We start from the raw sequence: 22,149 nt of genomic DNA, 5'->3' as shown, positions 1-22,149 counted from the left end.
GACGACGGACCGGGCACGGGGGCGGGGCGGGACGCGGGCGAGGGACGGGGGCGCGTTCAGGGGCGACCCGTGCCGGGCCTGTTCGGGCGGGCGTGGGTGAGGGTGCTCGGGTGCTTCGTGCATGTGTCGCAGCGGCCGGTCAGGGCCACGGCCGTCGGGTCGAGAGCGAAGCCCTGTTCGGCGGCCAGTCGGGCGGCGACCTCGTCCAGCAGGTCGCCCGGCGCGTGGCCGACCGTGCCGCAGTGGCGGCAGCGTACGAGTACGTGCGTGCCGCCCACCAGGTGGCCCGCCAGGTGGTAGGTGGCCGCGTCGTGGCGCAGCCGGGTGAAGGCGACCAGGTCGAGGCGTTCGAGGGCGTCCAACGCGCGGTAGATGGTGGTGCGATGTACGCCCGGCGCCGCTCGGGAGACCGCGGCGAAGATCGCGTCGGCGCTCAGGTGCTCGTCGGCGTCCGCGAGGACCCGAAGCACCGCGGTGCGCGCCACCGTGACCCGCTCGCCGTGCGCGCGGATCTGCCGCACCGCCTCGGCGACCGGGTCGGGGGTGGGGTGCTGTACACCGTCGTCCATATGCAACAGTGTCGCATCTGGCCGGTCGGCAACCCGACATGGGGTGACAGGCCGGGCATACCGATACGAGGCGACGAGGCACGGCGAAGGACGGTGGGCGCGGTGGTGGTCCGGGAGCGCGACGACGCCTGCCCCGGAGTCGTGGACGCGTCACCGGCCGACGACGGCCTGATCGCGCGCGTACGCCTCCCGGGCGGCCGACTCACCCCCGATCGGCTATCCGAACTGGCCCGCCTGACAAGGCGTTTCGGTACCGGGTCGGTGGACCTGACGGCACGCGCCAACATCCAGCTGAGGGGCCTGGCCGAAGCCGACCTGCCCGCCCTCGCCGACGCCGTCGCCGCGGCCGGCCTGATGCCCTCGCGCAGCCACGACCGCGTACGCAACATCCTGGCGAGTCCACTGGCCGGCCGCGATCCGAACGCCCTGCTGGACGCCGACGCCGTACTCACCGCCGTCGACCACGCGTTGTGCGCGGCCCCGGACCTGACCGCCCTCTCCGGCCGCTTCCTGATCGGCATCGACGACGGCGGGCTCCCGATCGCCTCGGCCCGCCACGACCTGGACCTCGTCGCGCTCACCGAGCACACCTTCGCGCTGCACGTCGCCGGCCACGACACCACCTGGCGCTTCGCCCCCACCGACGCCCCGGCGGCCATCGTCCACGCGGCCCGCGCGTTCCTGACCGCCCGCGGCCACTCCGGCGCCTGGCACATCCGCGAACTCCCCGACGGGGCGGCCCGGTTCGCCGCCACCCTCGCAGCCGCCCCGGCCCCGTTCGCAAGCTCCGAACCCGTCACCGGGGCCGCCCACGACCACGCAGCGGTCACCCCGAACGCCGCCCGACCGCGCCGACGCGCCGACGGCCGACCGCCGATCGGGGTACTCGCGCAATCCGACGGCCGCTTCGCCATCGGGGCCCTGGTACCACTCGGACGCCTGACGCAGCATCATCTGGCCGCCCTGGTCGGATTGCGGGCCGAGCTGCGGATCACCAGCAGCCGAGGCGTCGTGGTCCGTGACGTCACCGATCCCGCCGCGGCCATGGCCGCCCTCGAAGCCGCCGGCCTGCCGTGCGACCCCGCTTCACCATGGCGCGGCGTGACCGCGTGCAGCGGCCTGGGCGCGTGCCGCCGAGCACTGGCCGACGTCCGCACCGAGGCCGGCCGGCACGCACTGGGCCGCGCCTCCCGACGGGCCGATCATCCGACCCCCGACCAGCCGGCCGTCGACGGCCCCCCAGCCCTCGACGACGCACCCGATACGCACTGGGTCGGCTGCGCCCGCGCGTGCGGCAAGCCCGCCGGCGCGACGCTGCTGGTCGCCCGCGAGGACGGCACGTACGAAACCGTCCCGCCCGACCGCGCGCCCACACCGTCACCCGCGCCCTCGATCCGCCCGCCCGCACCGGGCGCATCCCGACCCTCCACCCCCGCATGACGGTCGACCGTCCCCCGCCCGGCAGGTCCACGGGTCACGAAGCCCCACGCCCTCCCACCGGCCGCCCGGCCGACCGGGCATCGCGCGGCCGTGACCACTACCCCGCGGCCGGCACCGCGACCGCGGCCCACGGGCCGACAACGACAACCATCGCCACCCCATCGGGCAAATCGGGCAAAGGAGCAGCCGACGTGGACGACTGGATCAAGGACGGCGCCGAGATCTATCGGCGTTCGTTCGCGACCATCCGGGCCGAGGCCGATCTGGCCCGCTTCCCCGAGGACGTTTCGCGCGTCGTCGTTCGGATGATCCACGCGTGTGGCATGACCGACCTCCCCCGCGATGTCGGCTTCCATCCCGAGGTGGCCCGGGCCGGGGCCGAGGCGTTGCGTGCCGGTGCGCCGATCCTGTGCGACGCCAACATGGTCGCGTCCGGAGTGACGCGCAAGCGGTTGCCCAAGGACAACGACGTGCGTTGCCTGCTCACCGACCCGCGTACGCCGGGCCTGGCCGCCGAACAGGGCACCACCCGCAGCGCCGCCGCCGTGGACCTGTGGGTCGACGACCTGGCCGGTGCCGTGGTCGCGGTCGGAAACGCGCCCACCGCGCTGTTTCGACTGCTCGAACTGATCGATCAGGGCGCTCCGCACCCCGCCGCGATCATCGGGATTCCGGTCGGCTTCATCGGCGCGGCCGAGTCCAAGCAGGCCCTGGCCGACCATCCCGCCGGCATCCCCTACCTCGTCGTACACGGCCGCCGCGGTGGCAGCGCGATGACCGCCGCCGCACTGAACGCACTGGCGAGCGAACAAGAATAGGCACCGACGACCGAGGACCCCGGGTCCGGACCCGAACACCCGGGCTCGGTGAGCCCCGAGTCCCGTGCCCCCGGGCCCAAGCCCAAGTCTCGACGAACCCGACCCGCGTACGCCGCCGCCCACACCACCCCCACCCCCAGGAGCACAGCGTGACCACCACCGGCCGCCTGTACGGCATCGGCCTCGGCCCGGGCGACCCCGAGCTGATCACCCTCAAGGCGCATCGCCTGATCACCTCGGCGGACGTGGTCGCCTATCCGGTCAAGAAGGGTGCGCGCGGCGTCGCGATCACCATCGCCGAGCCGTATCTGAGCGACACTCAGGTCCGCCTCCCGCTCGAATACCCGGTGACCACCGAGAGCACCGATCACCCGGGCGGGTACGACGGCGCGCTCGCCGACTACTACGACTCGACCGCCGCCGAGATCGCCGCGCATCTGGACGCCGGTCGCGACGTCGCGGTGTTGTGCGAGGGCGACCCGTTCTTCTACGGCTCGTACATGTACTGGCACGAACGCCTCGCCGACCGCTACCCGGTCGAGGTCGTCCCCGGGGTGACCTCGGTCAGCGGTGCCGCCGCGGTGCTGGGCCGACCGCTCGTGCAGCACGACGAGGTGCTCACGATCCTGCCCGGTACGCTCCCGCCCGACGTGCTCGCGGCCCGGCTGCGGACCACCGACTCGGCCGCGGTGATCAAGCTCGGCAAGCGGCATTTCCCGGCCGTACGCGGTGCGTTCGAGCAGGCCGGGCTGGCCGATCGCACGTGGTACGTGGAGCGCGCGACCACCGATCGGCAACAGGTGCGCCCGCTCGCCGACGTAGTCCCCGACGAGGTCCCGTACTTCTCCCTCGTGATCACCCCATCGGCCTCCCCCGGCGGGGAGTTCGCGACCAATCGCACGCCGCGCGAGCCCGAGCCGGCGTACGTGGTGCCCGAACCCACCGGCGAGCTCGGCTCGATCGACGTGGTCGGGCTCGGGCCGGCCGGTCCGGAATGGCTGACCCCCGACGCGCACGCCGCGCTCGCCGCCGCGGACCACGTGGTCGGCTACGGCCCGTACGTGGACCGTGTCCAGCCCCGGCCCGGCCAGAAGCGGCATCGCACGGACAACCGGGTCGAGGCCGAACGTGCCCGCCACGCCATCGGGTTGGCCGAGGCGGGTGGCCGGGTCGCGGTGGTTTCCTCCGGTGACGCGGGCGTGTTCGCGATGGCGTCCGCCGTGCTGGAGGCCGCGCACGAGACGGCGACCGAGGTCCCGGTCCGGGTGGTCGCCGGGCTGTCCGCGATGCAGGCCGTGGCGTCTCGTGCAGGGGCGCCGCTGGGCCACGACTTCTGCGTGATCAGCCTGTCCGCGATCCTCAAGCCGTGGGACGTGATCGAGCGTCGGCTGACCGCCGCCGCCGAGGCGGACCTCGCGGTCGCGATCTACAACCCGGCCTCCAAGACCCGGCGCACCCAGGTCGCCGAGGCCCGCGACCTGTTCCTCAAGCACCGCGCCCCGGACACCCCGGTCGTGGTGGGCCGTGACGTCGGCGGCCCGACCGAGGCCGTACACGTGGTCCGGTTGGCCGACCTGGACCCGGAGGTGGTCGACATGCGTACGCTGCTGATCATCGGCTCGTCGCAGACTCGTACCTACCGCCGGCCGGACGGTAGCACCGGCGTGTACACGCCGCGGCGCTACCCGGCCTGACCCGCCGGGCAACCCGTGTCCACGATCCTCCTTCGGGTCGGGCCGACCCGTCCGGCACGCGCCGCGAGCGATGCGCGACCGCGTCCGGCGTCGGCGCTCGGCGCGACCGGCCCACGACCCGGTGCCAAGATCGACGGGCGGCGGCCGTGTGTCACAGTGAGGAGCGTGCGCGACTCACGTTCCGGCCGCCGCGGCCGACCCGGTCAGGACCCACCGCGCGGCGGCTGCCGTGTCGGTGACCTGCTCCGGCGCGCGCACCTCGGGACGGCGGATCAGCACCACCGGCAGGCCCAGCTCGCGGGCGGCGGTGAGCTTGGCCGCGGTGAGGGCACCGCCGCTGTCCTTGGTCACGATCGCGTCGATGCGCCGGTCACGCAGCAGCGCGATCTCGTTCTCGACCGTGAACGGGCCTCGGGACAACAGCACTTCGCAGGCCCGCGGCAGAGCGCCGGTGGGCGGCTCGACGCTGCGCAGCAGGAACCACAGATCGTCCAGGTGTGCGTATGGCGCGGTCTCCAGCCGACCCGTGGTCAGGAACACCCGCCGGGCCAGACCGGGCAGCACCCGCGCGGCCTCGTCCGCGGAGTCGACCGGATACCAGCGGTCACCCGGTACGGCGGTCCACCCCGGCCGTTGCAGGCGCAGCAGCGGGACGTCCGCCTCGGCACACGCCGCGACCGCGTTCGCCGAGATTCGGGCCGCGAACGGATGGGTGGCGTCGACCACCGCCGTCGCGGCCCTGGCCCGCAACCACGCGACCAGGCCGGGCACGCCGCCGAAGCCGCCCACGCGGGTCTCGCCGACCGGCAACACGGGCGCGCCGGTGCGCCCGGCCAGCGACGACACGACCCGCAGCCCCGGTACCTCGACCAATCGCGCGGCCAGCACGCGAGCCTCGGCGGTACCTCCGAGCAGCAGCACCACGCGGCCGGCGGCACCGGAGGCATCCGGGCCGGGCAGGTCGAGCGGACCGCTCGCGCGGATCGGGCCGGGCGTACCGACCGCGTCCACCGCACCGTGTGTGCCGCCCGAGGCCGTGTCGGCCGGCCCGGCGCTCGTCGGCGGCCCGCCGGGCGCGTCGGCGCGTGTTTCCTTCGATCCGCTCACGATTGGCTCCTCGACCGATGAACCGCCCCGATCGCCTGCGCCGAGGCTGGACCACCGGGGCATGTGCGACCGCCGCGACGACCGCCGCCTACCAGGCCCTGTTGACCGGCGAGTTCCCCGACCCGGTGACGGTATGGCTGCCCGGCGGCCAGACACCCGCGTTCGCGCTCGCCGTCGAGGAACTCACGACGACGAAGCCCACGGCCGACCGGCCCGAGGCCGAGGCACCCGTGACCGGTGAGCCGGCGACCGACGATCCCGCGGCCGAAGCACCGTTCACCGAGCACCCCGCCGCCCACGACCGCGCACCCCGAGCGGCGATGGCCGGTGTGGTCAAGGACGCCGGCGACGACCCGGATGTCACGCACGGTGCGCTGATCCGGGCCACCGTGCGGCACGGGGCGCCCGGCACCGGCGTGACCTTCCGGGCCGGCCCCGGGGTCGGCACGGTGACCCTGCCCGGCCTGCCGCTCGCGGTCGGCGAGCCCGCCGTCAACCCCGTCCCGCGCAAGCTGATCCGGGAAGCGGTGGCCCGGGTGGCCGCCGCGCACGGGGGCACCGGCGACGTCACCGTCGAGTTGTCCGTGGACGACGGCGCCCGGATCGCCGAACAGACCTGGAACCCGCGCCTGGGCATCCTGGGCGGCCTGTCCATCCTGGGCACCACGGGCATCGTCATCCCGTACTCGTGCTCGGCCTGGATCGACTCGATCCGCCGCGGCATCGACGTCGCGCTGGCCACCGGCGAGACGCACGTGCTCGGTGCGACCGGCACCACCTCGGAGCGGGTGGGCGCCGAGGTGTACGGGCTGTCCGGCACCGCGCTGTTGGACATGGGCGACTTCGCCGGCGCGCTGCTCAAGTACCTGCGTCGGCACCCGATCCCGCGGCTGACCATCGCCGGCGGCTTCGCCAAGCTCTCCAAGCTCGCCGACGGCCATCTCGACCTGCACTCGGGCCGCTCGCAGGTGAACCTGGACGCGCTCGCAGACCGGGCCACGGCGGTCGGCGGCGATGCCGAGTCGGCGGCGCGCATCCGCGCCGCGAACACCGCCCTGCACGCGCTCGAACTGGCCCGCGCAGCCGGCATCCCGCTCGGCGACGCCGTCGCGGAAGCCGCCCGCGACGCCGCCCGAGCCCTGCTGCGCGGCAGCGAACTCCCGATCACCGTCGACGTGATCGCGATCAACCGCACGGGCACCATCGTCGGCCGCGCCGCGCCGGCCTAGGCCGGGTCCGGTGGATCTTGGTGGATGAGGTCGCGTCGTCCGGTGCCGCACCTCGGCGTGCCGGAGAAGCAGCCGCATAGTGGTTTCATTCGGCTGTTTCTCCGGTGCGGCGAGACGAGCGCGGTGAGGAGCCCGAAGGGCGGATGCCGGGCGGCGCGACCCCACCAGGATCCGCCGGACACGGCCCAGGCCGAACCCGGCCCCCCGGCTCGACCCCGAAACGAGCGGCGACCCAGGCCTCGACGCAAGCCACGACCGGAGTCTCGGCCCGAGCTCCGGCCCAAGCCACGATCCGAGTCCCGACCCGCCCCCCGGTCCCACCGCAACCCGACCGTGCCCCGCCTCGCTCACCCCACCGGCCTCGGCTCGGTGCGATCGCGGATCTCGCTGTACAGGTGGCTGTCGCAGAAGCCCGGTTCGCCCAGTACGCGGCCGACCATGATGATCGCCACCGCCTTGATCCCGTTGTCACGCACCAGGGACACCAAGTCGGCCAGTTCGCCGCGCACGATCAATTCGTCCGGGCGGGATGCGCGCGCGACCACCGCGACCGGGCAGTCCGCGCCGTACAGCGGGGTCAACTCGGCCACCACCCGCTCGACTTGCCCCACCGCCAGGTGCAGCACCAGCAATGCGCCGGACCGCCCCAGCGTGGCCAGGTCCTCGCCCGGCGGCATCGCCGTCGCGTTGCCGGCCACTCGGGTCAGGATCACCGTCTGGCCCACCGTGGGCAGCGTCAGCTCACGGCCCATCGCCGCCGCGGCGGCGGCGAACGCCGGTACGCCCGGAGTGATGTCCCACGGGATGCCGAGCGCGTCGAGCCGGCGCTGCTGCTCGGCCACCGCGCTGAAGAACGAGGTGTCCCCCGACTGGAGCCGGGCCACGTCGTGCCCCGCCGCGTGTGCGGCGCGCAGTTCCTCGACGATCTGGTCCAGGTTCAGTTCGGCGGTGTCCACGAGACGGGCTCCGGGCGGTGCCGCGTCGACCAGTTCGCGTGGCACGAGCGCGCCCGCGTACAGGCACACCGGCGAGGCGGCGATGATCCGCAGCCCGCGCACCGTGATCAAATCGGCCGCGCCGGGGCCGGCGCCGATGAAGTGGACGGTCATGGGCTGGACTGCTCCTCGTCGGAGGTGGACATGTCTGGGGTGGACACGGACGCAGGCTTCACGGCCAGCCACTGGGTGACCGGCATCGCCGGCCGCCACCCGGTGAACCGGCCCACCGGCGCGGACCGGGTGACCTGGATGCGGGTCAACTCCCCGCCGTACACGGCGCGATGCCGCACCAACTCGGCCTCGGTCTCGGCGACGACGGCATTGGCCACCAACCGGCCGCCCGGACGCAGTGCGGCCCAGCAGCGCTCCACCACGCCGGGCACGGTCAACCCGCCGCCGATGAAGATCGCGTCCGGGGTCGGGCCGAAGAGCACGTCGGGCGCCCGGCCGACCACGATCCGCAGGTCCGGTACGCCGAGCCCGATCGCGTTCGCCGCGGCCCGTTCGGCCCGATCCGCGCGGGTCTCGAAGCCGACGGCCCGGCAGGTCGGGTGCGTCCGCATCCATTCGATCCCGATGCTGCCGCTGCCCGCGCCCACGTCCCACAACAGCTCGCCCGGTCGCGGTCCGAGCGCGGCCAACGTCACCGCGCGGATCTCGCGCTTGGTCAACTGGCCGTCGTGCGCGTAGACATCGTCCGGCAGGCCGGCCAGCCGGCTCAGCCCCGGACCCGCCGCGCACCGCACGGCCACCACGTTCAGATCCGCGAATCGCCGCTCGGGGGCCGCCGCGAGCGCATCGGCGCTGCCCCGCCACACCGACTCGGCCGGACCACCCAGGTGCTCCAGCACGGTGACCGTGCTCGTCCCGAAGCCGCGTTCGCGCAGCAGCACGGCCGCACGCCCCGGCGTCAGCCCGTCCGCACTCAGCACCAATACCCGTGCGTCGGTCGCGAGTTCGGCCGCCAGGGTGTCGAGCGGTCGGCCCACCGCACTGATCACCGTGACGGTCTGCGCCGCCCAGCCCAGCCGGGCGCAGGCCAACGAGACCGACGAGGAAACCGGCAGCACGGTGACCCGCTCGGCGCCCAACCCGCGCACCAGCGTTGCCCCGACGCCGTAGAACATCGGGTCCCCGCTGGCCAGCACGCACACCTTCCGGGACACGGCCAGGTCGGCGACGAAGGCCGCCGAGAACGGCGACGGCCACCGGACCCGCTCGGCCGACGCGTCCGCCACCATGGCCAAGTGCCGTTCGCCGCCGACCAACACGTCGGCAGCGCGCACCGATGCCCGCGCCGCCTCGGAAAGTCCGGCCCAGCCGTCGTCCCCGATCCCGACCACGACTACCGAGCCGGCACCCGAAGGCGCCGACCCCGACTCCCACGCCGGACCGGGGCCGGGACCGGGCTCGTCGACCCCGGCCCCGGAAGCCCGCTCAGCCATCCCCGGCGTCCTCGCCGCCTTCGAGATCGCCCTCGACGTCCAGGTACACCTCGCGCAGCCCGTCCAGCGTGGCCGCCTCCGGCTTCTCCCACATGCCCCGGTCGGCGGCTTCGAGCAGTCGCTCGGCGATTCCGCGCAGCGCCCACGGGTTGGACGTACGCATGAATTCCCGGTTGGTCTCGTCCAGGACGTACTCGCCCGCGAGCTTCTCGTACATCCAGTCCGCCACCACGCCGGTGGTGGCGTCGTAGCCGAACAGGTAGTCCACCGTGGCGGCCAGTTCGAACGCGCCCTTGTAGCCGTGCCTGCGCATCGCCTCGATCCAGCGCGGGTTGACCACCCGGGCGCGGAAGACCCGGGCGGTCTCCTGCTGGAGCGTCCTGGTACGGACCGCGTCCGGCATGGTCGAGTCGCCGATGTAGGCCGCCGGCGCGGTGCCGGTGAGCGAGCGCACGGCGGCGACCATGCCGCCGTGGTACTGGAAGTAGTCGTCCGAGTCGGCGATGTCGTGCTCGCGCGTGTCGGTGTTCTTGGCCGCGACCGCGATCCTGCGGTACGCGTCCTCCATGTCCTCGCGCGCGAACACCCCGTCCAGGCCCCGGCCGTAGGCGTAGCCGCCCCAGGTCGCGTACACCTCGGCCAGGTCCGCGTCGTCGCGCCACGTGCGCGCGTCGATCAGCGGCAGCAGCCCCGCGCCGTACGCGCCGGGCCGGGAGCCGAACACGCGCGTGGTCGCCCGGCGGGCGTCGCCGTGTCGGGCGGTGTCCGCGCGCACGTGCGCCCGGACGTAGTTGTCCTCGTCCGGCTCGGCCAACTCCGCGACCAGCCGCACCGCGTCGTCGAGCAGCAGCACCACGTGCGGGAAGGCGTCCCGGAAGAAGCCGGAGATGCGCACCGTGACGTCCACCCGCGGCCGACCCAGCTCGGCGAGCGAGATCGCCTCGATCCCGGTCACCCGGCGCGAAGCGTCGTCCCACAGCGGGCGCACGCCCAGCAGCGCCAGCACCTCGGCGATGTCGTCGCCGCTGGTGCGCATCGCGCTGGTGCCCCACACCGAAAGGCCCACCGAGCGCGGCCAGTCGCCGTCGTTGTCCGCGCGGTAGCGGGCCAACAGCGAGTCGGCGAGCGCCTGTCCGGTCTCCCAGGCCAACCGGCTCGGGATCGCCTTCGGGTCCACGGTGTAGAAGTTGCGGCCGGTCGGCAGCACGTTGACCAGTCCGCGCAGCGGCGAACCGCTGGGCCCGGCCGCGACGTAGCCGCCCTCCAGCGCGTGCAGCACCGCGCCGATCTCGTCCCCGGTGCGGTCCAGCCGCGGCACGATCTCGGTCGCGGCGAACGCCAACACGTCGGCGACCGCCGCCGATTCGGCGCCCAGTACCTGGTGCGTGACGGCCGGCGCCCGGGTCGGGTCCCACCCGGCCGCCTCCATCGCGGCCACCAGGCGATGCGCGCGGTCCTCGGCGTCGTCGGTCTCGGTGCGCGAGGCGCTGCCGCCCTCGACCAGGCCGAGCGATTCGCGCAGCCCCGGCAGCGCGGCGGCCTTGCCGCCCCACACCTGGCGCGCCCGCAACATCGCGGTGACCAGGTTGATCCGGCCCTCGCCGGTGGGCGCGCTGCCCAGGATGTGCAGGCCCTCGCGGATCTGCGCGTCCTTGACCTCGCACAACCACCCATCCAGGTGCAGGATCAGGTCGTCGAACTCGGCCTCGTGCGGCCGGTCGGTGATGCCCAGGTCGTGGTCGAGCCTGGTGGCCTGGATCAGCGTCCAGATCTGCGCCTGCAGCGCCGGGCCCTTGGCCGGGTCGAGCGCCTGCACGTTGGCGTACTCGTCGAGCAGTTGCTCCAGCCGGGTCAGGTCGCCGTACGTCTCGGCCCGCGCCATCGGCGGCACCAGGTGGTCCACGATGATCGCGTGCGCGCGCCGCTTGGCCTGGGCGCCCTCGCCCGGGTCGTTCACCAGGAACGGGTAGATCAGCGGCAGGTCGCCGAGCACCGCGTCCGGGCCGCATTCCGCGGACAGGCCCAGGTTCTTGCCCGGCAGCCACTCCAACGTGCCGTGCTTGCCCAGGTGGACGAGCGCGTGCGCGCCGAACCCGCCCGGTCCGGCGGGCGCGTCCAGCCACCAGTAGGCGGCCAGGTAGTGGTGACTCGGCGGCAGGTCCGGGTCGTGGTAGATGGCCACCGGGTTCTCGCCGAAGCCGCGCGGCGGCTGGATGATCAGGATCACGTTGCCCGCGCGCAGCGCCGCGAGCACGATCTCGCCCTCGGGGTCGCGCGAGTGGTCCACGTACAGCTCGCCGGGCGGCGGGCCCCAGTGTTCCTCGATGTTCGCGCGCAGCCCGAGCGGCAGTCTGGCGTAGCGCTCGCGGTAGTCGGCCGCCGAGATGCGGACCGGGTTGCCTTCGAGCTGACCCTCCGTCAACCACTCCGGGTCCTGGCCGCCCGCCGCGATCAGCGCGTGGATCAGCTTGTCGCCGTCCGGCGGTTCGAGCCCGGGCAGCGCGTCGGCGCCGTCGAGGGCGCCGACGTCGTAGCCGGCCGCGCGCATCGCGCGCAGCAGCGCGACCGCCGACGCCGGGGTGTCCAGGCCGACCGCGTTGCCGATCCGGGAGTGCTTGGTCGGGTATGCGGACAACACCACGCCGATCTTGCGCTCGCCGACCGGAATGTGCCGAAGTCGGGCGTGCCGTACCGCGATCCCGGCCACCCGCGCGGCCCGCTCGGGGTCGGCGGCGTAGTGGGTGAGCCCGTCGGGGCCGGTCTCCTTGAACGAGAACGGCACCGTGATCAGCCGGCCGTCGAACTCGGGCACCGCGACCTGGGTGGCCGCGTCCAGCGGTGACAGGCCCGCGTCGCCGGCTTCCCATTCGGCCCGGCTGGTGGTCAGGTTCAGCGCCTGGAGGATGGTGATGTCCAGGCCGGCGAGCGCGCCCACGTCCCACTGCTCGTCGTCGCCGCCGGCGGAGACCTCGGCGGGCTTGGCCCCGCCCGCACCGCCCGCCGCGAGCACGGTCACCAGCAGCGCGTCGAGTTCGCCCAGCGCCGCGAACAACGACTCGTCCGCACCGCGCAACGACGCGCACCAGATCGGTACGGGACGGCCGCCCGCGTCCTCGATCGCCGCGCACAGGTCGTCCACGAACGCGGTGTTCCCGGCGAGGTGGTGGGCGCGGTAGTAGAGCACGCCCACGGCCGGGCCGTCGATCTCGCGCGCCGAGCGGTCCAGGCGGCCCCAGGAGGGCACCTCGACGGGCGGTTCGAAGCCGTGTCCGGTGAGCAGCAGCGTGTCGGAGAGGAAGCGGTACAGCTGGGTCAGGTTGGCCGGGCCGCCCTGGGCGAGGTAGGCGTGTGCCTGGGCACTCACCCCGGCGGGTACGGTCGCCAGTTCCATCAGCGCGGCGTCGGCGGTGAGTTCGCCGCTGAGCACGACGACCGGGCGCGGGCCGGCCAGCAGCGCGTCCAGGCCCGCCTCCCACGCGCGGCGCCCGCCGAGCAGGCGCACCACGACCAGGTCGGTGCCGTCCAGGAGCGCGGGCAGGTCGGCGACCTCGACGCGGGCCGGGTTGGCCAGGCGCCATTCGCCCTCGCTCGCCTTGGCGCTGAGCAGGTCGGTGTCGGATGTCGACAGGAGCAGAATCACCGGGCGCCTCCGCCGATGCCGGCGTGGCGAGCCACGAGGTGGATGTCGCGGTCGAACGCGCCGCGGCGGCGCGCGGGGGTGTCGCTGAGGTGGGTATGGCAGTCGAAGCTGCGTACGCAAGAACGCCGGCAGGACGAAATCGTCACCTGGAGCGCCTCTCCGGGGTCCTCGCCCCATCGGACTCGGGGTGAGACGCGCAGTTCCTGACTCCCGGTCACGTCGTGGCCGTCGAATGACGACGTACGGCGGAGCCGGTCACAGTGGCGGGACCGTCCCGGGATCGCACCGGGTTCCTGCCACGCCCTCCCCGCGCCGGTAGGGCCGGCGCGGGGCCAGCATCGCTCAGTGGCCCGCCTTGACGCAACATGCCCGGATCGGCGTCGGCACCGGTGGTGACACATGTCACCGCGGAAACCGGCCCGCGGCCAGGTCCGCGCCCGGGCGCCGTCGGTCAGCGGCTCGCGCGCACCCGGTCCACGAACGCGCCGAACTCGGCGGCGACCTCGTCGGCGGTCCATTCCAGCGCGGGATCGGCGACGGTGATCTCGGTGTACGACAGGCCTGGCGGGCCCGGCTCGGTCCACCCGCCGGCCAGCCACACGCCGCGCTCGGCGGCGTGCTCGAATCCGACCCGGGTGAGCAGTTCGGCCGGGTGCGGCAGCCACATCTGGAACTGGTGGGTGTGCGGGACGGCCGGGTGCACGATCGCCCCGGGCACCCGGGTCAGGCCCGCCGCCACGGTCGGGGCGTGCGCGACGTGGGTGGCCAGCCGTGGCAGCGTCTCGTCCAGCGCGGCGAGCGCCTCCAGTGCCATCGGCCAGTTCTGGAACGGCCGCCCGCCGTAGCGGTGCCGCCACGCGTGCGCCTCCTCGATCAGTTCGGCGCCGCCCGCCAGGGCCGCACCGGCGCTCGCCCCCAGGCCCTTGTAGTAGGAGACGTAGACCGAGTCGAACAGGTCGACGATCTCGGTGAGCCCGCGCCCGAAATGGGTGGTGCTCTCCCACAACCGCGCACCGTCCAGGTGCAGCGCGGCGTCGCGGTCCCGGGCGGCCTGCACCGTCGCGAGCAGTTCGTCCCACGAGGGCAGCACGAACCCGTGGTCGCGCAGCGGGAGTTCGTAGAAGAGCGTGCCGAATGGCTCACCGGCGGTGCGGATGTCCTCGGCGGTGATCTGACCGGGGCCCTGGGTGAGCGGCAGCGGCCGCAGCCCGGACAGGGTCGACACCGCGTCGCGCTCGTAGGTCAGCGGATGTGCCCTGGGGTGGATGCCGACCACGTTCGAACCGGTCGCCCCGGCGTGGCACCGCAGCGCGACCTGCTGGGCCATGGTGCCGGTGGGGAACAGCAGCGCCGCCTCGGTGCCGAGCAGCTCGGCCGTGCGGGTCTCCAGGCGGGCAACCGCGCCGCCGTCGCCGTACATGTCGGGCCATTCGTCCGGGTCGACCCGCTCCTGCGCGTATGCGGACAGCCGGGCCAGTCGTTCGGTGACCGTGGCGGGTCGTACTCCCGACAGGATCCGGTCGCATGCGCGGATCGCGCGCAGCCGGCCGGTGCGGTCGTCGTTCGCGAGGTATGCCATGCACGCATCATCCACCGCGGGCCGGCGGGGGGAGCGAACGCAGGCACGGCCCGCACCGAATCGGTGCGGGCCGTGCCTGTCGATGATGTGTGCCGTCAGACGGTGATGTTCTCCGCCTGCGGGCCCTTCTGGCCCTGAACAGCGTCGTAGGAGACCTTCTGGCCCTCGACAAGCTCACGGTAGCCCTGCGACTGGATCGCCGAGTAGTGCGCGAAAACATCCGGGCCGCCGTCGTCCGCCTGGATGAAGCCGAAGCCCTTTTCCGCGTTGAACCACTTCACGGTTCCAGTAGCCATACAAATCTCCTTCGTGGTGCCAAATGGAAATGTGCACATGCACAAGTCCAAGTCGCAACAGCAATCCATTTTTCACATGAACCCGGTTCGACATAAACAAAAAGCGCCCGACGGTCACGACCGTAAGGCGCTCACAAAATTCATGGGAACCACTACTGCAACTGCCTCGAGGCTAGCACGGAAAAGTCACCGACCCGGGGACCCGGGAAAATATTTCTTCCCGCGGCACCCCGACGGCCCCGCCGATCGCTCCCGCGGCCGCCCCGCCCCGAGCCCCCGGCCCGGGCGGGCAGGCCGATCGTTCACGTCGGCTCGATGCCCAGTTCGGCCAGGATCGCCGCGGTGTGCTCGCCTGCCGCCGGGATCGCGCCCATCGCCGCCTCGCGACCGGTCACCGTGACCGGCGGCAGCAGCGCACGCAGCGGGCCGACGGGCGAGTCGATCGTCCGCAATCGGTCCCGGGCGGCGTGTTGCGGATGCTCGGCGAACTCGGCGATGGTGCGCATCCGGGCGTTGGCGATGCCGACCTCGTCCAGGCCCGCCACGATCTCGGCGGCGGTGCGGTCCGCGAAGACCGCCTCGATCAGCTCGGTGAGCCGCTCGTTGCCGGCCACCCGCAGCGAATTGCTCCGAAATCTCGGGTCCTCGACCAGGTCCGGCCGACCCAACACCCGCTCGCACAGCGCGGCCCACTCGCGGTCGTTCTGCACCCCGACGAACACCTGGCCGCCGTCGCCGGCGCGATACGGGCCGTACGGCGCGATCGCCGCGTGCCGGGCGCCGGTGCGCGGCGGCGGCGTGCCGCCGTAGGTCGCGAAGTAGTACGGGAAACCCATCCACTCGCCGAGCGCATCCAGCATGGACACCTCGAACGCGCTGCCCTCGCCGGTGACTCGGCGCTCGTACAGGGCGGTCAGCATGCCGGTGAAGGCGTACATCGCGGCGGCGATGTCGGCGATCGGAATACCCGCCTTGGCGGGCGCGTCGGGCGTGCCGGTGACCGACAACAACCCCGCCTCGCACTGCACGAGCAGGTCGTACGCCTTCTTGTCGCGGTAGGGACCGGAAGTCCCATAACCCGATATTCCGCAGACGATCAGCCGCGGAAATCTGGCCCGCAAATCCGCCGCGCCCAGGCCCAGCCGATCCGCCGCGCCGGGCGCCAGGTTCTGCACGAACACGTCCGCGCGGGCGAGCAGCCGGTCCAGGATTTCCGCCGACCGCTCGTCCTTGAGATCGAGCGCGAGGCTTTCCTTGCCCCGGTTGGCCCAGACGAAATGGCTCGACAACCCCTCGACGGTTTCGTCGTACGCCCGGGCGAAATCACCCGCGCCGGGTCGCTCGATCTTGATCACGCGTGCGCCGAGATCGGCCAGTTGCCGGGTCGCGTACGGCGCCGCGATGGCCTGTTCCAGGGAGACGACGGTGACGCCCGCGAGAGGTAGGAGCACGCGTCCATCCTGGCAGAGCGTCAGGAGGGGGACGAGGCGTCGGGGGGAGGTCCGGCCGACCCTTCGGCGCGTGCCGAAGCATGGCCGGCCGATGATGGCGGCATGGACTCGATCGCACGCGCCACCGACCCGGATTCGGTCCCGCGACTCGCGGCCCTGGCCGCGCTCCTCGCCGACGAGACGCGCGCGGCGGTCTGCCTGGCCCTGCTGGATCGGCGTGCCTGGACCGGCGGCGAGCTGGCCCGGCACTGCCGGGTCGCGCCGTCCACGATCAGCGAGCACCTGACCAGGCTGGTCGAGGGCGGTCTGCTGGTCCAGGAGCGGCAGGGTCGACACCGCTACGTCCGGCTGGCCGACGCGGGGGTGGCCCGGATGGTCGAGGACCTGGCCGCCTACGCGACGCCCGCCACCCCCCGACCGGCGAACTCGCTGCGCGCGCACTCGGCCGGCGCGGCCCTGGCCAGGGGCCGCACCTGCTACGACCACCTGGCCGGCCGGCTCGGCGTGGCCGTCACCGACGCGCTCACGGCCCGCGACCTGCTCCGCCAGGACGCCGGCTTCGCGCTCACCGACACCGGCATCGACTGGCTCACCGACCTGGGCGCCGACCTGACCACGTCGCGCAAACGCCCGTTGGCCCGCCCGTGCCTGGACTGGACCGAACGCCGCCACCACCTCGCGGGCACGGCCGGCGCCGAACTGTGCCGGCTGTTCCGCGACCGCGGCTGGACGGAGCGGGTCGGCACGGGCCGCGCGGTCCGCGTCACCGACCTGGGGCGCGCCGAGTTGGGGCGGTTGTTGGGGATGCGGGAGGCGGAGTTCGAGGTGGCATGACCGAGCCGACCCCGGACGGCGACGTGGTCGGCGCGAACGCCGTCGGGCGGCTCGCTGCGGCTCGTCGGTCAGTCGCCGGACGGGGACCGCGGTCGCAACCGGTGCAGCAGGCGGCGGGCCCGAGAGCGCCCGGGTCCAGGCGAAGCCGGTGCGTTCGGCGAGTGGTGCGGGCCGGCAGCGGACCTCGCGTCGGGCGCCGCGTCGGCTTCGGACCCGGGTGACCACACCGGCCGTAGCCACCGCCCGGCCCCGGGCGTCGCATCCGCGCCGGGCCGGTCGCGGCCGGGGAACACCGGCGTCGGGAGCTTGCGGAACCAGGCCAGGTCGGCGGCGTCGTAGTCGGCCACGCCGAGACCGGTGCCCGAGGGCGCGTCACGGGGTGTGGTCGTCCGCAGCTCCCACTCGCTGCCCTGCCCGAAGATCCGGACCGGCACTCCACGCTCCCAGAGTTCGACGCCGAGCCGAAACCGCACACACGGGCGATTGGGCCCCAGCCAGTGGCGAGGATCGCGCCGGATCTCGTACTCCCCGCACTTCACGGTGAATGCGGGCCCCGACACCCACACCACCTCCAGCACCGAGGTCTCGCCGGGATGCGTGATCGGCAGGGTCGCCGCGAGGTCGCCCGTGCCGTGCAACACGAAGGTGCCCGAGGGCAGATCGGGGCGAATCGGCGTCGTCGGCTCGACGTCGATCGACCACGGCCCGCGCGCGGTGACGACCATCGTCCGCGGCCCGACCACCTGGAACTCCCCCGACTGCCAGGGTCGTTCCGAATGCCGTTCGATCCCCTGCCACTCCCCGGCGTCGGTCGGCATCGACGGCGGCAGCAACCGCACGTCGACCGGACCACCCGAAGGCGCACCGCCGAGCCTGCCCACCCCGAGCGGCCCGGTGTACCGGAGCACCTCGTTGCCGAAGCCCTCGACCGAACGCTCGAACTCCCGTGCCGCACCGAGGCCCTTGAGCTGCAACGACCACGCGCCGGCACACCGGACACGTACGGCCGTCAACTCCTGCCCCGGCCCCTCGTCCGAGGTCAGGATGCTCGCGTCGGAGCCCTCGGGAGGCCCGTTGTACACACACGTGCGGGCCGGTCCACCCGGCCGATCGATCCGCCACAGGCGCAGGCGTTCACCCGGTGCGCTCTCGATCTGCATCAGCGCCACCCGGCCCGGCACCGGCATGTCGAGGACCACGTCGGCGTCGCCGATGCCCCGATGGGTGAAGGGCGTGTCGTCCTGCCCATGCCCCCGCAACGGCTCGGGGAGCGCCCTGTTGCCCGGGCCTGGTTCGTACATCGTCCGACGATCCCACGTAGGCGCGAGTCGGGTAAACCGGAGCCCCGGTTTCCCGAACCGACGGCCGCGAGCCCGGACTCCGTCCGGCGCTCGGGCCGGGTGGCACGCCGCGGTCAATCCTCCGGGTGCACATCGATCCGCCAGGACTGCCCCTTATTCGCGGTGACGGCCAGGAAGCCGGGCGCCACCGGGCGGCGGTGCCGCGGAGAAGCCTTCCGAAGCCCGCCCCGGGCAGCTGCCGAGCCGAGCCGGTACCGCACCAGCTCGGGTGCCGGTACTTCCACGGTCACCCGGGCCGCCCGCACCACGCCCGCCCGAACATCGAGCGTGGCATGCGACCCCGTATATCGAACGAGCTCCGGGCCGCGTCCGGAGATCGAGTGATCGAAGTTGCGCACGTGCTCGATCGGAAGTACCGAGAACCTCCAGAAGCCCTGTCCCGACACGCTGATCGTGTCCGGTTCGACGCCGACGCCGATGACCGATCCCAGGTCCTCCGGACCGCCGTTCAGGTGGGCACAACTCCACTCCCCCGCCGGATCTTGTGCCCATCGGCGGATCGTCGACGACAGGCTCCCCTGGTCGCGCAGCAGGCGTGCCGGCGGCCCGTCGTAGCGCAGCACATCACTCCCGAACCCTTCGGCAGACCGGTCCAACGCCCGCGCGCCCGCCAACTCGGTGACCCGTAACTCCCATTCGCCGCCCGGCGCGTCGAGGTCGATCTCGATCGGAGCGTCGCAGCTCAACCTCGGGAACAACAGGTAGCGCTGCTTCGGATGTCCCGATTCCACCCGGTGTGTACGGAACACACCTTCCTGATAGGGCCAGTCCGGCACATCCACGCCCATGTTCGCGAACGCGAGCACCTCCAGGATGGCCGGAGCACTCGGGTCGGGCAGGGTGACCGCCACGGTGCGCGAACCCGTACCGCGATGGGCCGAGGGGTGGGCGTGCTGCCGATCAACCTCCCGGACGGCCGCGTCCGTCGTCAGCTGCCAGGTGTCCGCGGTCGTCACCACCAGGAGTCGCGGGCCGTCGAGAGTGATGCGATACCGGCCGTCGTCGAGCTCCACGACCTCGGCGGGTCGTTCCTGCGGATCGACCGACGCACCGTCGGGGTACACGATCAAGACCGCTCCTGCCGCGAATCCGGGCCGCTGCCGGATCCGATCGCGCCCGGGGCGGTCGACACCCCCGCTGAGCATGGCCACGCAGGGCGGGCCGTCGTAGCGCACGACCTCCGGGCCGTGACCCGCGAGCGTCTCGGTGAGTTCGCGCGCCGCACCCGGTTCCTTCAGTTGAAGCGTCCACGCGCCGTCACTGGTGACCTTGAGCATGGACAGGGCGTCCGGACCGGTGTCGTGGACCAACAGGCTGCCTTCTTCGCCCTGTTGGGGCGCCGTGTGTATCCACTCGCCGAACGGCGAGCCGGCCGCTCGTACGGACCACAGCTGAAGGCTGGTTCCCGCCTCCTTGACCACCTGGAGCAGCGCCGGGCTCCCCGGGACCGGAAATGTCAGGCCGACGTCGGCGTTCCCGTAGCCATGGCATGTGTACGGCGTGTCGTCGTGATCGAAATCCTGCACCACATCCTCGCCAGGGTTCGGAAGAACAAAATCGTTCATCCCACGACTGTTCCACAGCCGTCCCAACTCCGAATGGCCGGTTCACGAACTCTGCGTCGGCGATTTAGCGTCGACGGGTAGGGCGTGGAAGGCCCGTGACATGCCCGGGACTTCGCCGGTACCGGCCGGGATCCGGGTGAATGCCGCGCGGTAGCCGCTGGGGGTCAGGCCGGTGCGGCGCACGAGGTGTTTGCGCAGCGAGTCGGTGGTGCCGACGCCGCTGTGGTGGGCGACCAGTTCCATCGACAGGTCGGTCGTCTCCAGCAACTCCCGGGCCCGGTCCACCCGTTGGTGGAGCAGCCATTGCAGCGGGCTGAGGCTGGTCTCGGCGTGGAAGCGTCGGGTCAGGGTGCGCACGCTGGTGTTCGCGTGCGCGGCGAGGTCGGCCAGGGTGAGGGGTTCGTCGAGTCGGGCCAGCGCCCAGGCGCGGGTGTCGGCGAGCGATACGCCGCTTTCCGGGGGCAGCGGCGATTCGATGAACTGGGCCTGGCCGCCCGGACGTACCGGTGCCGCGACGACCAGACGCGCGACGATGTTGGCGGTGGCCGCGCCGTAGTCGGTCCGGATCAGGTGCAGGCACAGGTCGATCCCGGCGGACAGGCCGGCGGAGGTCAGGATCGGCCCGTCCTCGACGTACAGCACGTCCGGCCGCAGGTCCACGGCCGGGAAGCGGCGGCGGAACTCCTCGGTCATCGTCCAGTACGTGGTGGCCGCGCGCCCGTCCAGCAGGCCCGCCTGCGCCAACACGAATGCGCCGGTGCAGATCGAGGCCACCCGCTTTCCCGCCGCCGCGGCGGTACGCAGCGCGGCCAGGATGCGCGGGTCCGCGTCCGCCCGGGCGCCGGTACCGGTGACGATCACCGTGTCGGCGTCGTCCATCGCGTCCAGGCCGTGCGGCACCACGATGTCCAGGCTGCCGGTGCCGACCACGGCGCCGGGCTCGGCGGTACACACCCGGACCCGGTAGCCGGCCACCCCGTCGACCACGTCGACCGCGCCGAGCACCAGTTCCGGGATGGACAGGTCGAACGTGGTCACCGGCGGCACGGCCACCACGGCTATTCGATGCATGGCCCGAACCTCCGGATGTTTGGCATTCCGGCCACTACCGTACGACCGGGCGCGGACGGGAGGGTGATCACGTCCCCTTCGGACGCCTTTCCTCCCCCTCTCCCCTTCCCGGAGCGAACATGTCCTCCTCCGTCTTCCACGTCGTGATCGGTGCCGGCGCCACCGGTTCGGCCACCGCACTGCTGCTCGCCGAGTCCGGCGAGCGGGTCCGGATCGTCACCCGCCGCGGCACCGGCCCCGAGCATCCGCTGATCGAACGCATCGCCGCCGACGCGACCGACGCCGCCCGACTGGTCGAACTCACGCGGGGCGCAGGGACGTTGTTCAACTGCGCGATGCCGGCCTACGACCGCTGGCCCACCGATTGGCCGCCGCTGGCCGCGGCGCTGCTCACGGCGGCGGAGCGGACGGGGACGAGCTATGTGATGCTCGGCAACGTGTACGGCTACGGCCCGGTGGACGGGCCGATGACCGAGGACCTGCCGATGGCGCCGACCACCGTCAAGGGCCGCGTGCGGGCGGCGATGTGGACGCAGGCGCTCGCCGCGCACGACGCGGGGCGGGCCCGGGTCACCGAGGTCCGCGCGAGCGACTTCGTGGGCGCGGATGCGGCCTCGCTGTACAACTTCCTGGTCGTCCCGCACGTGCTCGCCGGCACCCCCGCCGCACTCCCCGGCGACCCGGACGCACCGCGGAGCTGGTCCCACATCGGCGACGTGGCCCGCACGCTGGTCGCGGCGGCACGCTCCACCGAGACCTGGGGCCGGGCGTGGCACGTACCCTCGTCGACCGGGTCCGCCCGCGCCGTCACCGCCCGCCTCGCCGAACTCACCGGCTCGCCGGTTCCACGACTGACCCGGATGACGGCCGAGGAGGTGCGCACGATCGGCCGGGAGAATTCGATCATGGCCGAGGTCGAGGAGATGCTCTACCTCTCCGAAGGCGGCTCCACCCTCGACGCGACGTTCACCACGAAGACCCTGGACGTGGTGGCCACGCCCTTGGACACCGCATTGGCGGAGTTCGCGGTGGCACGCGGGTAGGACGTCGGC

At 73.1% G+C, this 22,149-nt stretch carries 17 protein-coding genes and 1 riboswitch; of the genes, 6 read left to right on the top strand and 11 right to left on the bottom strand.

Annotation, left to right across the window (positions count from 1 at the left end; genetic code table 11):
• Positions 1 to 56 precede the first annotated feature (56 nt).
• On the bottom strand, positions 57 to 569 hold the full coding sequence (locus ACIBM5_RS11400; protein WP_396006609.1) for a Fur family transcriptional regulator: 513 nt from the start codon (positions 567 to 569) through the stop codon (positions 57 to 59).
• Positions 570 to 671: 102 nt separating this feature from the next.
• Here ACIBM5_RS11400 and cobG point away from each other — a divergent pair, with 102 nt between their 5' ends.
• The 3 genes from cobG (at position 672) to ACIBM5_RS11385 (ending at position 4,521) form a co-directional block, all read left to right on the top strand.
• Complete coding sequence (cobG, locus tag ACIBM5_RS11395) at positions 672 to 2,009, top strand: precorrin-3B synthase (protein WP_396006608.1); 1,338 nt, start codon at positions 672 to 674, stop codon at positions 2,007 to 2,009.
• Positions 2,010 to 2,200: 191 nt separating this feature from the next.
• The gene (locus ACIBM5_RS11390) at positions 2,201 to 2,827 is read left to right on the top strand and encodes a precorrin-8X methylmutase (protein WP_391585072.1); all 627 of its coding nucleotides are present in this window, start codon (positions 2,201 to 2,203) and stop codon (positions 2,825 to 2,827) included.
• 149 nt (positions 2,828 to 2,976) lie between these two features.
• Positions 2,977 to 4,521: a precorrin-2 C(20)-methyltransferase gene (locus tag ACIBM5_RS11385; protein ID WP_396006607.1), complete on the top strand. Its 1,545-nt coding sequence runs from the start codon at positions 2,977 to 2,979 to the stop codon at positions 4,519 to 4,521.
• A gap of 174 nt (positions 4,522 to 4,695) precedes the next feature.
• Here ACIBM5_RS11385 and ACIBM5_RS11380 read toward each other — a convergent pair whose 3' ends face one another.
• The gene (locus ACIBM5_RS11380; protein ID WP_396006770.1) at positions 4,696 to 5,481 is read right to left on the bottom strand and encodes a cobalt-precorrin-6A reductase; all 786 of its coding nucleotides are present in this window, start codon (positions 5,479 to 5,481) and stop codon (positions 4,696 to 4,698) included.
• Positions 5,482 to 5,645: 164 nt separating this feature from the next.
• Between ACIBM5_RS11380 and ACIBM5_RS11375 the strand changes: the two genes are divergently transcribed.
• Positions 5,646 to 6,857: a cobalt-precorrin-5B (C(1))-methyltransferase gene (locus ACIBM5_RS11375; RefSeq protein ID WP_396006606.1), complete on the top strand. Its 1,212-nt coding sequence runs from the start codon at positions 5,646 to 5,648 to the stop codon at positions 6,855 to 6,857.
• 347 nt (positions 6,858 to 7,204) lie between these two features.
• Here ACIBM5_RS11375 and cobM read toward each other — a convergent pair whose 3' ends face one another.
• From cobM to ACIBM5_RS11345, 6 genes are all read right to left on the bottom strand, one after another.
• Positions 7,205 to 7,966 (bottom strand): precorrin-4 C(11)-methyltransferase, encoded by a 762-nt coding sequence (gene cobM / locus ACIBM5_RS11370; RefSeq protein WP_391585069.1) that lies wholly within the window; start codon positions 7,964 to 7,966, stop codon positions 7,205 to 7,207.
• On the bottom strand, positions 7,963 to 9,300 hold the full coding sequence (gene cbiE / locus ACIBM5_RS11365) for a precorrin-6y C5,15-methyltransferase (decarboxylating) subunit CbiE (RefSeq protein ID WP_396006605.1): 1,338 nt from the start codon (positions 9,298 to 9,300) through the stop codon (positions 7,963 to 7,965). The genes cobM and cbiE overlap by 4 nt, the downstream gene beginning before the upstream one ends.
• On the bottom strand, positions 9,293 to 12,940 hold the full coding sequence (gene cobN, locus ACIBM5_RS11360) for a cobaltochelatase subunit CobN (RefSeq protein WP_396006604.1): 3,648 nt from the start codon (positions 12,938 to 12,940) through the stop codon (positions 9,293 to 9,295). The genes cbiE and cobN overlap by 8 nt, the downstream gene beginning before the upstream one ends.
• 197 nt (positions 12,941 to 13,137) lie before the next feature.
• Positions 13,138 to 13,236, bottom strand: a riboswitch (cobalamin riboswitch).
• A 155-nt stretch (positions 13,237 to 13,391) separates the two neighbouring features.
• On the bottom strand, positions 13,392 to 14,519 hold the full coding sequence (locus ACIBM5_RS11355; protein ID WP_396006602.1) for a threonine aldolase family protein: 1,128 nt from the start codon (positions 14,517 to 14,519) through the stop codon (positions 13,392 to 13,394).
• Positions 14,520 to 14,614: 95 nt separating this feature from the next.
• Positions 14,615 to 14,815 (bottom strand): cold-shock protein, encoded by a 201-nt coding sequence (locus tag ACIBM5_RS11350; RefSeq protein WP_026218153.1) that lies wholly within the window; start codon positions 14,813 to 14,815, stop codon positions 14,615 to 14,617.
• 302 nt (positions 14,816 to 15,117) lie between these two features.
• Positions 15,118 to 16,266, bottom strand: a complete 1,149-nt coding sequence (locus ACIBM5_RS11345) for a CaiB/BaiF CoA transferase family protein (RefSeq protein ID WP_396006601.1) — start codon at positions 16,264 to 16,266, stop codon at positions 15,118 to 15,120.
• A 102-nt stretch (positions 16,267 to 16,368) separates the two neighbouring features.
• Here ACIBM5_RS11345 and ACIBM5_RS11340 point away from each other — a divergent pair, with 102 nt between their 5' ends.
• Positions 16,369 to 17,100, top strand: coding sequence for an ArsR/SmtB family transcription factor (locus ACIBM5_RS11340; protein WP_391585064.1), 732 nt, complete (start codon positions 16,369 to 16,371; stop codon positions 17,098 to 17,100).
• Positions 17,101 to 17,168: 68 nt separating this feature from the next.
• Here ACIBM5_RS11340 and ACIBM5_RS11335 read toward each other — a convergent pair whose 3' ends face one another.
• The 3 genes from ACIBM5_RS11335 to ACIBM5_RS11325 all read right to left on the bottom strand — a co-directional run bounded on the left by ACIBM5_RS11335 (position 17,169) and on the right by ACIBM5_RS11325 (position 21,097).
• Positions 17,169 to 18,401, bottom strand: a complete 1,233-nt coding sequence (locus ACIBM5_RS11335) for a hypothetical protein (RefSeq protein ID WP_396006600.1) — start codon at positions 18,399 to 18,401, stop codon at positions 17,169 to 17,171.
• A gap of 113 nt (positions 18,402 to 18,514) precedes the next feature.
• Positions 18,515 to 20,026, bottom strand: coding sequence for a hypothetical protein (locus tag ACIBM5_RS11330; protein WP_396006599.1), 1,512 nt, complete (start codon positions 20,024 to 20,026; stop codon positions 18,515 to 18,517).
• Positions 20,027 to 20,068: 42 nt separating this feature from the next.
• Positions 20,069 to 21,097 (bottom strand): GlxA family transcriptional regulator, encoded by a 1,029-nt coding sequence (locus ACIBM5_RS11325; RefSeq protein WP_396006598.1) that lies wholly within the window; start codon positions 21,095 to 21,097, stop codon positions 20,069 to 20,071.
• Between the two features lie 119 nt (positions 21,098 to 21,216).
• Here ACIBM5_RS11325 and ACIBM5_RS11320 point away from each other — a divergent pair, with 119 nt between their 5' ends.
• Positions 21,217 to 22,140, top strand: coding sequence for an NAD-dependent epimerase/dehydratase family protein (locus ACIBM5_RS11320; protein WP_396006597.1), 924 nt, complete (start codon positions 21,217 to 21,219; stop codon positions 22,138 to 22,140).
• The last annotated feature ends 9 nt before the right edge of the window (positions 22,141 to 22,149 follow it).

Origin of the sequence: Embleya sp. NPDC050493, from assembly GCF_044458105.1 — a bacterium.
In the GTDB taxonomy this organism is placed as follows: domain Bacteria; phylum Actinomycetota; class Actinomycetes; order Streptomycetales; family Streptomycetaceae; genus Embleya.
Note: the sequence above shows the minus strand (reverse complement) of the source record. Positions and strands in the feature narration are given on the sequence as shown.

What these genes read in the sequence shown, in the direction of transcription:
- ACIBM5_RS11400 (WP_396006609.1), bottom strand. Translation starts at nt 569, where the DNA reads ATGGACGACGGTGTACAGCACCCCACCCCCGACCCGGTCGCCGAGGCG.
- ACIBM5_RS11325 (WP_396006598.1), bottom strand. Translation starts at nt 21,097, where the DNA reads ATGCATCGAATAGCCGTGGTGGCCGTGCCGCCGGTGACCACGTTCGAC.
- ACIBM5_RS11340 (WP_391585064.1), top strand. Translation starts at nt 16,369, where the DNA reads ATGGACTCGATCGCACGCGCCACCGACCCGGATTCGGTCCCGCGACTC.
- ACIBM5_RS11355 (WP_396006602.1), bottom strand. Translation starts at nt 14,519, where the DNA reads ATGGCATACCTCGCGAACGACGACCGCACCGGCCGGCTGCGCGCGATC.
- cbiE (WP_396006605.1), bottom strand. Translation starts at nt 9,300, where the DNA reads ATGGCTGAGCGGGCTTCCGGGGCCGGGGTCGACGAGCCCGGTCCCGGC.
- ACIBM5_RS11335 (WP_396006600.1), bottom strand. Translation starts at nt 18,401, where the DNA reads ATGTACGAACCAGGCCCGGGCAACAGGGCGCTCCCCGAGCCGTTGCGG.
- ACIBM5_RS11320 (WP_396006597.1), top strand. Translation starts at nt 21,217, where the DNA reads ATGTCCTCCTCCGTCTTCCACGTCGTGATCGGTGCCGGCGCCACCGGT.
- ACIBM5_RS11330 (WP_396006599.1), bottom strand. Translation starts at nt 20,026, where the DNA reads ATGAACGATTTTGTTCTTCCGAACCCTGGCGAGGATGTGGTGCAGGAT.
- ACIBM5_RS11375 (WP_396006606.1), top strand. Translation starts at nt 5,646, where the DNA reads ATGAACCGCCCCGATCGCCTGCGCCGAGGCTGGACCACCGGGGCATGT.
- cobM (WP_391585069.1), bottom strand. Translation starts at nt 7,966, where the DNA reads ATGACCGTCCACTTCATCGGCGCCGGCCCCGGCGCGGCCGATTTGATC.
- ACIBM5_RS11350 (WP_026218153.1), bottom strand. Translation starts at nt 14,815, where the DNA reads ATGGCTACTGGAACCGTGAAGTGGTTCAACGCGGAAAAGGGCTTCGGC.